This is a genomic window from Kitasatospora sp. NPDC086009 (genome assembly GCF_044540385.1).
Classification (GTDB): domain Bacteria; phylum Actinomycetota; class Actinomycetes; order Streptomycetales; family Streptomycetaceae; genus Kitasatospora.
This window is the reverse complement of the sequence record NZ_JBITSA010000005.1, coordinates 262,539-274,474: the sequence shown is the minus strand read 5'-3', so window position 1 is coordinate 274,474 and position 11,936 is coordinate 262,539. Positions and strand designations below refer to the sequence as shown.

Sequence of the window (11,936 nt, the reverse complement as noted above, 5' to 3'; positions counted from 1 at the left end):
GTCGGCCGTTCCGGCGTACGGGTCCGGCACTCCGGGCGTACGGGTCCAGCACTTCCGGCGTACGGGCCGGGACCTCCGGTGTAGGGGACCGGGCCGGTGCCATCCCTGCGGGGGATCCGGCACCCCGCCGATCGGCGCGCGCCCGGTGCTTGGTGTGCGTGCTAGCTTCCGGGCCATGGGATCACGTGGGTCACGCGCGGCCGCGGCGCAGCAGGCGATCGAGGGCGTAAGGGAGTTGGCCGGTGCGGGGCTGACGGCCGAGCAGGTGTTCCGGCGGGCCGACGGACTGCTGCGCGACGTCCTGGAGTACGACGCCGTCTGCTGGCACACCGCCGACCCGGCGACCGGTCTGGTCAACTCCGTGCTGAGTGACGACCTCAGCCTGGACTCCTTCGAGAACGCCGTCCGGCTCGAGGTGTGGGCCGACGACCCGGCCACCTTCCCCAGGATCCGCCGCAGCGGCGTCCGGGCCGAGACGCTCAGCCGGGCGACCCAGGGCCGCCCCGAGCGGGCCGCCCGCTTCCGCGAGCAGATCGCCCCGGCCGGGTTCGGCGACGAGCTGCGCGCGACCTTCGACGCGCACGGCGGGATGTGGGGCTGCGCCGCGTTCATGCGGGCGGCCGACCGGGGGCACTTCCTCGGCCGCCACCGCGAGCTCGCCGACACCGCCGCCCGGCACCTGGGCCACGCGCTGCGGGCCTGCCACCTGCCGCCGGGCGGCGGGGCGGACGCCGACGCGGGACCGGCCGTCGTGGTACTGGGCCCGTCGAACCGGCTGGTCGCCCTCTCCGGCCCGGCCGAGGAACTGCTCGCCCGGCTGGCCGACCCGTCCCGCACTTCGCTGGGGCTGCCGACCGCCTTCGCGATGGCCGCCGAGCAGGCCCGCCGCACGGCGAGCGGGCTGCCGGTGCCCCAGGCGAAGATCCGCATCCAGTCCGGCGACGGCCGCTGGTACGTGCTGCACGGCTCGTCGCTGCAGGGCTCGGCGGCGGACGAGGTGACGGTGGTGGCGACCGCGGCCACCCTGGCCGACGCGATGCCGCTCTACCTCTCCGCGTACGGGCTGACCGCGCGCGAGCAGGAGGTGGCCCTGCTGCTGGTGCGCGGCTGCGACACCCGGGACGTCTCACGGCTGTTGACGATGAAGCCCTACACCGTGCAGGACCACCTCAAGTCGGTGTTCGCCAAGGCGAGAGTGGCCAGCCGCCGCGAGCTGATAGCCCGGATCATGCTCGGCGGCGGGCACTGAGCGGGGGGGCGGGGCGGGCGACGGGACCCGGTCGGCCGATGCCCGTTTGACAAATCCCCTTGCCGGAGCGGCAGATAGGAGCCATGGCCGACCACCCCCACGACAGCGTCCACCCCACCGCAGACCCCACCGCGGACCCCCGCGGCGCCGCCGGTGACGACCTCGCCGCGGTCCTGACCACGGTGGGCCCCCGACTTCGGGCCCTGCGGCGCGAGCGCGGCAGCACCCTGGCCGGGCTGAGCGCGGCGACCGGGATCTCCCTCAGCACGCTGTCCCGCCTGGAGTCCGGTCAGCGCAAGCCGACCCTGGAACTGCTGCTGCCGCTCGCCCGGGAGTACCGGGTGCCACTGGACGAACTGGTCGGCGCCCCGGCCACCGGCGACCCGCGGATCCACGCCCGCCCGTTCAAGCGCTACGGCCAGACCTTCATCCCGCTCACCCGCCACCTCGGCGGGCTGCACGCCTACAAGCACATCATGCCGCCGGGCCACGGCGCCGGCCCCGAGCTCGAAACGCGGGTGCACGAGGGCCACGAGTGGGTCTACGTGCTCGCCGGGCGGCTGCGCCTGCTGCTCGGCTCGCAGGACCTCGTCCTCACCGCCGGGGAGGCCGCCGAGTTCGACACCAGGACCCCGCACGCGTTCGGCAACGCCGGGCCGAACGCGGTCGAGTTCCTCAGCCTGTTCGGCGCCCAGGGTGAACGCATCCACGTCCGGGCGAAGCCGGGAACCCCCGTGCGTTAGCTGTCCGCGGGGTTCCGATCGGGGCCCCGCGAGGCGGTGCGGAGGGGGCCGGGGACGAGTGTCGAGGAGAGCGCGGGGAGCGGCACGAGCGGCGGTCCGGCCGCGCCGCGTCCGTCCCCCCGGACCCCGGGGGGACGGACGCGGCGCGGGGGCACTCAGGACTTGAGGAACTCCAGGAGGTCGGCCTCGAAGGCGGTCCGGTACGCCCCGTGCAGACCGTGCGAGCCGCCCGGGTAGACCTTGAGGACGTTGTCCGGGACGAGCTTCGCCGCCTTCAGCGCGGCGGCCGCGATCGGGACGATCTGGTCGTCGTCACCGTGCGCGATCAGCGTGGGGATGTCGATGCGCCGCAGGTCCTCGGTGAAGTCCGTCTCGGAGAACTGCCGGACGCACTCGTACGCGCCGCGCGCGCCGACCTGCATGCCCCAGAGCCAGAACGCCCGGCGGATGCCCGCGGCGCCGACGAGGTCCGCGTCGGGGCGGTCGAACCCGTAGAAGGACTCGCTGAGCTCCCAGTAGAACTGCGAGCGGTTGCCGTCGACCCCGGCCCGGATGTCGTCGAAGGCGGCGAGGGGCGTGCCCTCGGGATTGCCGGGGCCCTGCAGCATCAGCGGCGGGACGGCGCCGAGCAGGACGGCCTTGGCGGCCCGGGCCGACCCGTGCCGGCCGAGGTAGCGCGCCACCTCGCCGCCGCCGGTCGAATGGCCCACCAGGACGGCGTCACGCAGGTCCAACTGCTCGATCAGCTGGGCGAGGTCGTCGGCGTAGGTGTCCATGTCGTTACCGTGCCAGGGCTGGTCGGACCGGCCGTGGCCGCGCCGGTCGTGGGCGATCGCACGGAAGCCGTTCCCGGCGACCAGCCGCAGCTGTTCGTCCCACACGTCGGCGTTCAGCGGCCAGCCGTGACTGAAGACGACGGGGCGGCCGCTGCCCCAGTCCTTGTAGTGGATCCGGGTGCCGTCGCTGGTGGTGATGGTGGGCAAGGGGGCTCCTTCGCACGGGATGCGGGACGGGGAGGAGGTGGGGACAGGGCGGGGTCGGGGCGCGGTCGGGGCTTCGGCTGTCCCCGAAGCGGGTCGGTCGTGCGGGTCGGTCGTGCGGGTCGGTCGTGCGGGTCGGGCGGCCCGGTGGGGCATGACCGCGCACTCCGCCGACGCTAGGCCCGGAGCGGGCCCGCCGCCCCGCGAAGGTGACGCTCCGTCAGCGTGTCGGCCGGGAACGTCGGCCGAACGGGTGACCGAGGACTGGGGCCGAGGCAGCCCGGGCCCGCCCGGCCGACGGTTCGGCGACGGCCCCCGGCCGGTGCCGGACAGCTGCCATCGCGCCTGGTGGGCAGCGGTCCGCCGGGCGTCCGGGCCGTCCTATGCTGGCGGGATGAGCGAACTTCCCGGCTTCGCCGCGCTGCTGGCCCGACTGCTGGACCACCGGGGCCCGGAGCCCGCCGAGTCGGCCCGCCGGGCCGGCGTCACCGACGCCGAGCTGGCAGCGGTGCTGGACGGCGCCGCGCCGGATCCGGCGCTGCTGCGCCGACTCGCGCCCGCCCTCGGCCTGGACACCGCCGACCTGTTCGAGATCGCGGCGCTGCCGCTGTCGGCGGACCTCGCGCCGGCCGGCGGGATGGCCACCACCTCGATCGTCGGCGTGGTGCGGTTCGGCATGGCGCTGCCGGCCGACCGGCGGGCGGAACTGCGCTCCTTCGTCGCCTCGCTGCCGCCGGCCGACCGGCCGGGGCGGATCGAGGGGCTGCCCGCCTCAACGCCGGACCCGGCCTCCGCCGGGAACCTGCTGATGCGGATGGTCGCCACCCGGAACCTCGGGTGGACCGGAACCACGAAGATCTTCCACCTGCTCACCGGCCGGTACTGGATGTCCGACGCGTACGGGCGGATCTCCTCCGGGGCGGACGCGCCCACCCCGGACCTGGTCGCCGACTTCGCGCTCGTGCTGGGCATCCCGGCGGGCGACCTGGCGGCGCTCCTCGGGATGCCGCTGCCGCCGGAACTGCCCGGGCCGGACGCCGCCGTCGCGGACGCCGCCCTGCTGCTCCGGGGCCTGCGGCGGCTGGGCGTCGCGCAGCTGCGCGAGGCGGAGGACCTGGCGAGGGCCCTGCAGTCGTCCTGACCGGGGCGGGCGGCCGGTGGTGCGGTCGGCCGGTGGCCCGGTCGGCGGGCGGTGCGGCCCACCGATGATTCGGGCGGGCTCCGGCACGGATCCTCTACAGCGCTGTAGAGTCGTTCGGGTGGCGACTACGCCCGGTCGCGCGGCCGTCCCGTCGGGGAGCCGGCGACCGCACCGGAACGGGAGGGCGCAACCGTGGTGGAAGGTCGGGGCATGCCCGTACTCGAAGGCAGGCGCGAGGCACGGAACGGAACAGAGCCGCGCGGAGCAGAGCCGCGCGGAGCGGGACCGGGCGGACCGGGGTGGGGTGAACCCGGGCCGGACGGACCGGAGCGGGGCGGACCGGAGCGGGGCGCGGGCCCGGTGGACACCGAGGTGGAGTGGGTCTACCAGCCGGTCGAGGTGCACTTCGACGACGACCGATGGGCCCTCGGGCGGATCAGCGGCTGGTGGCAGGACGCGGGCGGACGGCGCTGGTGCCGGCTGAGGGTGGCCCGGAGCGGTCGCCCGGCCCGCTGGGAGCCGTTCGACCCGGCGCGGGTGGTTCTGCTGCCCGTCGGCGGACTCTGAAGCCCCGTCGGGGCGGTGCCGCCCGGGCCCGGACCGGGCCGCGGCAGGCCACTTGCCCGGGATTGGCCCTGGCCCCGGCGGAGCGGACCGGCCGAGGATGAGCGGTATGAGCGATTTCGACAGCGCGCTGCGCCCCGAGAGCCGGATCGTCCACCCGCCCGTCCCGGAGGTGACCGGCAGCCGCCCGATGGGAGTGCCGCTGCACCAGAGCCACCTGTTCGCGTTCGAGGACAACGACGCCCTGACGCGCGCGTTCGCCGGACCGGACGAGGCCTTCCTCTACAACCGCTACGGCAATCCGACGGTCCGCTCGCTGGAGCAGGCGGTCGCCGGGCTGGAGGGCGGCGTGGGCGCGATCGCCACCGCCTCCGGCATGGGCGCGATCAACACCGTGCTGCTCGCACTGCTGAGCTCCGGCGACCACGTGATCGCCCAGCGGAGCCTGTACGGCGGCACCTTCGCGATGCTCGCCGACCTCGCCCGGCGCTGGGGCGTGGAGGTCACCCACGTCGGGGGCGACGACCCGGAGGAGGTGCGGGCCGCACTGCGCCCCAACACCCGCCTGCTGCACCTGGAGACGATCTCCAACCCGACCACCCGCGTCACCGACCTGCCCGGGCTGATCGGGGTCGCCCGGGAGGCCGGGGTGCTCAGCGTGGTGGACAACACCTTCGCCACCCCGCTGCTCTGCCGGCCGATCGAGCACGGCGCCGACATCGTGGTCCACTCGGCCACCAAGTACCTCGGCGGGCACTCCGACGTGCTGGCCGGGATCGCCGTCTTCGCCGACCCCGAACTCCACCGCACCGTCTGGCACTACGCGGTCGAACTGGGCGCCTCGGCCGACCCGCACAGCGCCTGGTTGACGCTGCGCGGCCTGCAGACCCTGGCCCTGCGGGTGCGCCGGCACTGCGAGAGCGCCCGGGAGCTGGCCGGCCGGCTGGCCGGTCACCCGGCCGTCACCGGCGTCCACTACCCGGGCCTGCCCGCCCACCCCGACCACGAACTCGCCCGCCGGCTGCTGCCGGAGGGCCACGGCGGGGTGCTCGCCTTCGACCTGGCGGGCGGCCGGAAGGCGGCCCGGGCCTTCACCGAGTCGGTCCGGCTGGCCTCGCTGGCTCCCTCACTCGGGGGCGTGCACACCCTCGTCCTGCACCCGGCCAGCACCTCGCACCGCCAGCTCGACGACGCGGAACTGGCGGCGGCCGGCATCGGCCCGGGCACCGTCCGAGTCGCCGTGGGGATCGAGCATCCCGAGGACCTCTGGGCCGACCTGGAGCAGGCGCTCGCCAAGCTGTGAGCCCGACGGCCGTGCGGCGGTGCGGCCGGGGCGGCCAGGACGGCGATGTCGTCCTCGGCCGCCCCGGCGGCGGCCGGGCCGAGCGCGTGCGGCGTGGCGAGCAGGTCGTCCGGCTCGCCGGCGGCGCGTGCGGCGGGGTCAGGCCCCGGGTGCGGGCGGCTGCTTGAGCTTGGCCCAGACGACCTCCAGGGCCGCGATGTCCGCGTCGTCGAGCCGGTCGTCGAAGGACTCGGCCAGGACGGCGCGCCGGGTGGCGTCGGCGGCGGCGAAGAGCCGGCGGCCCTCGGGGGTCAGGGTGATCCGCACCGAGCGGGCGTCGACGGGGGAGGGGACGCGCTCGACCAGGCCGCGGGCCTGGAGCGAGTCGGCCACCCGGGAGACCTGGCTCCGGCTGAGCAGCGTCTTGGCGCCGAGGTCGGAGGCGGCCACCGGTTCCTCCTGCCCGTGCAGCCAGAGCATCACCTCGAACCAGGAGAGCGGCAGGTCGTGGGCCTTGCCGAGGGCCTGGTCGACCTTGGCACTGAGGGTGGTGCCGGCCCAGACGAGCCCGTAGAAGGCGTGGTCGCGGGCGGTGAGCTCGCCCAGGGTGAGTTCGGTACGCGCCATGCCGACACCCTACCTGTTTGCGTGTGCGCACACACGGATCTATGGTGTGTGTGCACGCACACAAATCCGAGCCGTCGGGAGCACCCTCATGACCACCGCCCGCATCGCCCTGATCACCGGTACGTCCTCCGGCATCGGCCTGGCCGCCGCCGTGGCCGTCGCCCGCGCCGGGCACCACGTCGTCGCCACCATGCGTGACACCGGCCGCTCCGGCGCGCTGCTCGCCGCCGCCGAGGCGGCGGGTCGCCGACCGGATCGAGGTGGCCCGGCTGGACGTCACCGATCCGCGGTCGGTCGAGGCCTGCGTGGCCGGTGTGGTCGCCCGGCACGGGCGCCTCGACGCCGTCGTCAACAACGCCGGAGCCGGCTACGTGGGCACCGTCGAGCAGGACGGACTGAAGCCGGTCCGGGCCACGATGGAGGTCAACTTCTTCGGTGTCGTCGACGTCACCCGCGCCGCGCTGCCGCACCTGCGGGCCGTCGGCGGCCGGGTGGTCACCGTCACCAGCGTCGGCGGCGTGGTCGGGCAACCCTTCAACGAGGCCTACTGCGCGGCCAAGTTCGCCGTCGAGGGCTTCATGGAGGCGCTGGCGCCGGTCGCCGCCACCGTCGGCGTCAAGGTCACCGTCGTCGAGCCGGGCGCGGTGGCCAGCGAGTTCGTCGCCAGCCAGGGCCTGGACATCCCCGCCCTGCTGGCCGCCGCCGGCCCCTACGCCCCCGCGCTGGACGCCTACGCCGCCCGCACCCGGGCGGCGTTCACCCGGGCGCAGACCCCGGAGCAGGCCGCCGAGTCGGTGGTGGAGGCGCTGACCGCCGAGCAGCCGCCGTTCCGGATGCAGACCTCCGAGACCGCCCGCGCCTTCGTCGGCGCCAAGCTCGCCGATCTGGACGGCTCCGCGGTGCAGGAGCTCACCGGTGGCTGGGTCGGCTGACCGCCGCCGGGGCCGCCCCCGCACCTCCTCTGGTCGAGGACATGCCAGGTCAGCGGGGTGCGGAGCGGCACCTGCCCCCGAGAGGTTCCAGCCGATGGACGGATTGACGACCGGTCATACTGGGCGAGGCCTGAGCGCAGGCCACAGGCGCCGACGACGGCGCCGAGCACGCCCCAGACCGGAGGAACCGATGAGCCGCCACCTGCCGACCACCGTTCCGCCGGGCGCGACGCCGGCGCAGCCGTGGAACCGGCAGCGACTGCGGAGCAACAACGAATGGCTGCTGCTCGAACTGCTGCGCACCGGCGGTCCCTCCTCACGCGCCCAGCTCGCCCGGGACACCGGGCTGTCCAAGCCCACCGTCTCCGCCGCCCTGGCCGCGCTGGAGCAGGCCGGACTGGCCCGCGAGGCGGGCCGGTTCGTCCCCGAGCGCGGCCGGACGGCGGTGCTCTACGAGCCGGACCCGACGGCCGGCCACGTACTCGGCGTGGACATCGGCCGGGGCTGGCTCCGGGTCGCGGTGGCCGACCTCGCCGGGCGGATCGTCGCCCGCCGGGACGTGCCCAACAAGGGCCGCTCGGCCAACGCGGTGGCCGACGCCGTGGTCGCGGCCGCCCGGGAGACCGCCGCCGAGGCGGGGCTGGCGGCCGGCGACATCGTGCACGCGGTGATCGGCACCCCGGGTGTCTGGGACGAGCAGCGGCGCGGCGTGCGGTACGCGACCAGCCTGCCCGGCTGGGGCAGACGCGGTCTGTTCGACCGGATCGCGGCAGGGCTGGAGACCGCCGTCACCGTCGGCAACGACGCCAACCTCGCCGCCCTCGGCGAGTTCACCCTCGGCGCCGGGCGGGGCAGCCGGATGTTCGCCTACCTGCTGATCGGCACCGGCCTCGGCGTCGGCGTCCTCAAGGACGGCGAACTGCTCTCCGGCGCGCACGGCGCGGCCGGCGAGGTCGGTCTGGTGCCGCTGCCCCCCGGAGCCGACGGCGAGCCGGGCGGGACGATCGAGCAGGAGGCCGGGGCCGACGCGGTGGTCCGCACCGCACTGGGCCTCGGCATGCGCGGCCCGCTGACGGCCAAGCAGGTCTTCGACGCGGCCCGGGCCGGCGACCCGCTCGCCGCCCGCGCGGTCGAGCGCGAGGCCGAACAGCTCGCGTACGCGATCGCCGTGCTCGCGGCCGTGCTCGATCCGGACTTGGTGGTGCTCGGCGGCGGCGTCGGCGGCAGCGCCGACCTCCTGCTGGAACCGCTGGAGCGCGAGCTGCACCGCCTCACCCCGCTGCGCCCCAAGCTCGCCCCGAGCGGGCTGGGGGAGCAGGCCGTGCTGCTCGGCGCCGTCGCCACCGCCCTGGACACCGCGCGGCCCGAGGTCTTCGAGCGCCGCTCGGCCCTGGCGGACCACGGCATGCCGCTCTGACGGACCGCGGCCCCGCCGCTCCGGCGAACCGGCCGACCGGCCGACCGGACCATCGCGCCGTGGCCCGGCCGGAGCGGCCCGGACCACGGCGGTGCCTCCCGGTCAGCAGCTGATGCTGCCCCGGCGCAGCGCGTGGCCGCCGGTGTTGCTGTCGTCGGCCCAGTAGACAGGCTTGGCGCCGGCGGTGCACTCCCCGGCGCCGGCCAGGGCGAAGCCCTCGTTGTTCAGGTTGGCCAGGCCGCTCGGCCGGTTGAACACCGCGGTGGTGACGAAGGTGCCGCCCGCGCCGACCTGCATCGTCCGGTGCTGGCCGTCGCAGGTGTCGTCGCACACCACCCAGAGCCGAGAGGCCTGCGGCTCCCACTGCAGCTCCATGACCCCGGCCATGCCACTGCCGAGGGTGGCCACCTTGGTGAACGCCCCGCTGTCCTGGAGGACGAAGCCGTAGATCTGGCCGCCCTCGACGCCGACCAGGAACACCCCGCCCCCGTGCGCGCCGTACCCGGCCGGGTTGTAGGCCGTATGGGTCGACTCGTCGGTGAACCCGGCGCCGGTCAGATAGCCGTCGGGGATCCAGGTGATGCCTTCGAGCCCGAGGTTGGAGCCCACCGACGGCAGGGCGGAGGTCAGGTTCCACTCCTTCGCGGCGGTCAGCGTGGTGCCCGTGCCGCTCACGTCGTACCGCAGGACGGAGAGCCTGCTGGTGCCGGAGGCGTCGCCGTTGCGCTCGCTCGCGACGAACACGCCCCCCGAGGCGCCGGCGCCGGTGAGGGTGACGCCCTCGCTGTCAGGGGTGCCGGAGCCGCCCGGGAAGCGCAGCTTCTTGCCGGCCGTCCAGCCGTTCGCGGTGTCCGGCTTCCACCCGCCGGACCCGTTCGGCACCAGCCGCCACAGCTTGCCGGAGTTCTGCGCCCCCCACAGCACGCCGCCCTCCTGGTAGAGACCGCTGAGGTCCGACCCGAAGACGTTGGAGGCGTCGGCGTTCGCCATCGTCCCGCTGCCCGGCCAGGCCACGGGCGAGGTGCCGCCGGTGCTGCCGCAGGCGTTCGCCGCCCCCAGGGTGAGCGCCGCCTTGCGGAAGGCGCCGGTGCCGTCGGGGCAGCGCGACCAGGACGGGGCGGAGTGCTCGCTCCAGCTGAAGCTGTCGACCAGGGTGCTGCCGTTCGGCAGGTACAGCCGTGCCTTGTCGGAGGAGCCCAGGCCGAACGCGCCGTGGACGTCGAAGGCGCGGAACCCGCCGGGGGCCAGCGTGGTGCCGGCGGCGATCGCGTACTTCGAGCCGTTGTCGTCGTCCTTGAGGATCCAGCCGGAGACGTCCACCGCGGTGGTGCCCTTGTTGTAGAGCTCGACGGAGTCGTCGACGTCCCCGGTGGTCACCACCTCGTTGATCCGGATGTCGTCGGTCGAGGCCGCGCGGGCGGGCGAGGCGCTCAGCAGCCCCGCCGGCCCGGCGGCGGCGACGAGGAGGAAGGCGAGGCTTCGGCGCCAGCGCGGTGCGCGCGATTCGGTCACGATGTCCGTCCCGGGATCGTCCTGTCAGGGTGTCACCACCCTTCCGCCACCGACCCAACGGGTGCCCGCCGCCGGGCGAGCGCCGTATGAACAGCGGACGAACCGCCGGGCGCGGCCCGGGTGGCAGGAGACCGGGTAGGTCGTACTTCCCACTGTTCCCCTCGCCGCCCCCGTGAACCGCCCCTCCCGCGGGCCGCGGGCCCCGGCCCGCGCCTAGCCGACAGCCTGGTACCCACCGTCCTCGGCGCGGAAGATCTGCTTGGCCTTGGCGAGCAACTGGAGGTCACGGCGCACGGTGCGCGGGTCCGGGCGGGGCAGGTAGGTCTCGCGGGCCCGGTGCCAGTCCCAGGTGCCGCCGTCCTTCCGCATGATGTCCAGGAGCCGCTGCCGGCGCTCGATCGCCGAGGCGGGTGGGGTTTGGTCGTCGTTCATGGGTTCATTCTCTCGCATCGCGGTGCCGGGTCGGGACGGGGGCGTCCTGGGCGGCGGGAAGCCGCGCGTAGTCGTCCGTGTTCCCGCAGTTCAGGGCCGGACCATGATCCTCCAGCCGGGACCGACCCGGCGGCAGAGCCTAGGCCGCTCGGCCGATCGCGACCGGGACCAGCGGCGGAGGCCGGCCGGACCGCTCGGTCCGTACCGTGGTGGAATGACTGTCGATCTGGAGAAGTACTTCGCCCGTATCGGATGGGAGGGCGAGTCCGCGCCCACCGCCGCGACCCTTCGTTCCCTGCACCGCGCGCACATCCTCGGCATCCCGTTCGAGAACCTCGACGTGGTCACCGGCTCGGTGCCGTCGCTGGATGTCGGTGAGCTCCAGGCGAAGCTCGTCGACAGCTCCCGCGGCGGCTACTGCTTCGAACACAGCTCCCTGTTCGCTGCTGTGCTGGACGAGTTGGGCTTCGGGGTCACCCGGCTGACCGGCCGGGTGCGGGTCGGCGCGCGTGCCGGGGAGGTCCGACCGCGGACCCATATGGTGCTGGCCGTCCAGGTGCCCGGCGAATCCGGCCGCCACCTCGTCGACGTCGGATTCGGGTCCATCGGCGGGCTGCTGGAGCCGCTCCCGATGATCCCCGGTGAAGCTCGCGAGGCTGCCGGGCGCACCCACCGGCTGGTCGTCGAGGAGGCGGACGGCCCCGCGCCGATCTGGGTGCTGCAGGCGAGGACGGGCGAGGTCTGGGAGGACCAGCACGCCTTCACCCTGGACCCGGTCCCGGCGCCAGACCTCACGATGTCCAACTGGTTCGTGGCCACCTACCCGCGCTCGCCGTTCCGTCGGTTCTACCTCCAGCGAACCCGGACCGCCGATCACGTGCGGCTCGACGGGAAGACCTTCACCCACACCGCCGCGGCGGGCACGACCACCGCCCGGGAGCTCGAAAGCCCCGAGGAACTGGTGGAGTTGCTGGCGTCCGAGTTCGGCATCAACCCGCCCCCGGGCGTCGCCGCGGCCTTCTGACCCCGCACCTCGGAGTTCGCCCCCCCCCCGGGA

The 11,936-nt window shown here is 75.0% G+C and carries 11 protein-coding genes and 1 pseudogene; 8 read left to right on the top strand and 4 right to left on the bottom strand.

Going from position 1 to position 11,936, the window contains the following annotated elements; all coding sequences use genetic code 11:
• Positions 1-175 precede the first annotated feature (175 nt).
• Both ACIF6L_RS15675 and ACIF6L_RS15670 read left to right on the top strand, forming a co-directional pair.
• Positions 176-1,249: a helix-turn-helix transcriptional regulator gene (locus ACIF6L_RS15675; protein WP_396487427.1), complete on the top strand. Its 1,074-nt coding sequence runs from the start codon at positions 176-178 to the stop codon at positions 1,247-1,249.
• A gap of 83 nt (positions 1,250-1,332) precedes the next feature.
• A complete protein-coding gene (locus ACIF6L_RS15670) occupies positions 1,333-1,992 on the top strand; it encodes a helix-turn-helix transcriptional regulator (protein WP_329491402.1) in 660 nt (219 codons plus the stop codon).
• 155 nt (positions 1,993-2,147) lie between these two features.
• Here the strand turns inward: ACIF6L_RS15670 and ACIF6L_RS15665 are convergent, their stop codons facing one another.
• Positions 2,148-2,975, bottom strand: a complete 828-nt coding sequence (locus ACIF6L_RS15665) for an alpha/beta hydrolase (RefSeq protein WP_359804698.1) — start codon at positions 2,973-2,975, stop codon at positions 2,148-2,150.
• Positions 2,976-3,366: 391 nt separating this feature from the next.
• Here ACIF6L_RS15665 and ACIF6L_RS15660 point away from each other — a divergent pair, with 391 nt between their 5' ends.
• From ACIF6L_RS15660 to ACIF6L_RS15650, 3 genes are all read left to right on the top strand, one after another.
• Positions 3,367-4,113, top strand: a complete 747-nt coding sequence (locus ACIF6L_RS15660; protein ID WP_396487424.1) for a hypothetical protein — start codon at positions 3,367-3,369, stop codon at positions 4,111-4,113.
• 360 nt (positions 4,114-4,473) lie between these two features.
• Complete coding sequence (locus ACIF6L_RS15655) at positions 4,474-4,680, top strand: hypothetical protein (protein ID WP_359804702.1); 207 nt, start codon at positions 4,474-4,476, stop codon at positions 4,678-4,680.
• A 106-nt stretch (positions 4,681-4,786) separates the two neighbouring features.
• Positions 4,787-5,980: a trans-sulfuration enzyme family protein gene (locus tag ACIF6L_RS15650; RefSeq protein WP_396487422.1), complete on the top strand. Its 1,194-nt coding sequence runs from the start codon at positions 4,787-4,789 to the stop codon at positions 5,978-5,980.
• A 138-nt stretch (positions 5,981-6,118) separates the two neighbouring features.
• Here the strand turns inward: ACIF6L_RS15650 and ACIF6L_RS15645 are convergent, their stop codons facing one another.
• Complete coding sequence (locus ACIF6L_RS15645; protein WP_396487420.1) at positions 6,119-6,586, bottom strand: MarR family winged helix-turn-helix transcriptional regulator; 468 nt, start codon at positions 6,584-6,586, stop codon at positions 6,119-6,121.
• Positions 6,587-6,674: 88 nt separating this feature from the next.
• Between ACIF6L_RS15645 and ACIF6L_RS15640 the strand changes: the two are divergent.
• Positions 6,675-7,518: pseudogene (locus tag ACIF6L_RS15640) on the top strand (SDR family NAD(P)-dependent oxidoreductase).
• A 190-nt stretch (positions 7,519-7,708) separates the two neighbouring features.
• Complete coding sequence (locus tag ACIF6L_RS15635; protein ID WP_396487418.1) at positions 7,709-8,935, top strand: ROK family transcriptional regulator; 1,227 nt, start codon at positions 7,709-7,711, stop codon at positions 8,933-8,935.
• A gap of 102 nt (positions 8,936-9,037) precedes the next feature.
• On the opposite strand, the gene ACIF6L_RS15630 is transcribed toward ACIF6L_RS15635, so the two are convergent.
• Together ACIF6L_RS15630 and ACIF6L_RS15625 are read right to left on the bottom strand one after the other, a co-directional pair.
• On the bottom strand, positions 9,038-10,447 hold the full coding sequence (locus ACIF6L_RS15630) for a lamin tail domain-containing protein (protein WP_396487416.1): 1,410 nt from the start codon (positions 10,445-10,447) through the stop codon (positions 9,038-9,040).
• Between the two features lie 213 nt (positions 10,448-10,660).
• The gene (locus ACIF6L_RS15625) at positions 10,661-10,879 is read right to left on the bottom strand and encodes a hypothetical protein (RefSeq protein ID WP_329491412.1); all 219 of its coding nucleotides are present in this window, start codon (positions 10,877-10,879) and stop codon (positions 10,661-10,663) included.
• Positions 10,880-11,093: 214 nt separating this feature from the next.
• On the opposite strand from ACIF6L_RS15625, the gene ACIF6L_RS15620 reads away from it, so the two are divergent.
• Positions 11,094-11,903 (top strand): arylamine N-acetyltransferase, encoded by an 810-nt coding sequence (locus ACIF6L_RS15620; protein ID WP_396487414.1) that lies wholly within the window; start codon positions 11,094-11,096, stop codon positions 11,901-11,903.
• Positions 11,904-11,936 lie beyond the last annotated feature (33 nt).

Excerpts from the sequence above, each read along its gene's own strand:
- ACIF6L_RS15650 (WP_396487422.1), top strand. The coding sequence starts at position 4,787 with ATGAGCGATTTCGACAGCGCGCTGCGCCCCGAGAGCCGGATCGTCCAC.
- ACIF6L_RS15660 (WP_396487424.1), top strand. The coding sequence starts at position 3,367 with ATGAGCGAACTTCCCGGCTTCGCCGCGCTGCTGGCCCGACTGCTGGAC.
- ACIF6L_RS15635 (WP_396487418.1), top strand. The coding sequence starts at position 7,709 with ATGAGCCGCCACCTGCCGACCACCGTTCCGCCGGGCGCGACGCCGGCG.
- ACIF6L_RS15670 (WP_329491402.1), top strand. The coding sequence starts at position 1,333 with ATGGCCGACCACCCCCACGACAGCGTCCACCCCACCGCAGACCCCACC.
- ACIF6L_RS15620 (WP_396487414.1), top strand. The coding sequence starts at position 11,094 with ATGACTGTCGATCTGGAGAAGTACTTCGCCCGTATCGGATGGGAGGGC.
- ACIF6L_RS15625 (WP_329491412.1), bottom strand. The coding sequence starts at position 10,879 with ATGAACGACGACCAAACCCCACCCGCCTCGGCGATCGAGCGCCGGCAG.
- ACIF6L_RS15645 (WP_396487420.1), bottom strand. The coding sequence starts at position 6,586 with ATGGCGCGTACCGAACTCACCCTGGGCGAGCTCACCGCCCGCGACCAC.
- ACIF6L_RS15675 (WP_396487427.1), top strand. The coding sequence starts at position 176 with ATGGGATCACGTGGGTCACGCGCGGCCGCGGCGCAGCAGGCGATCGAG.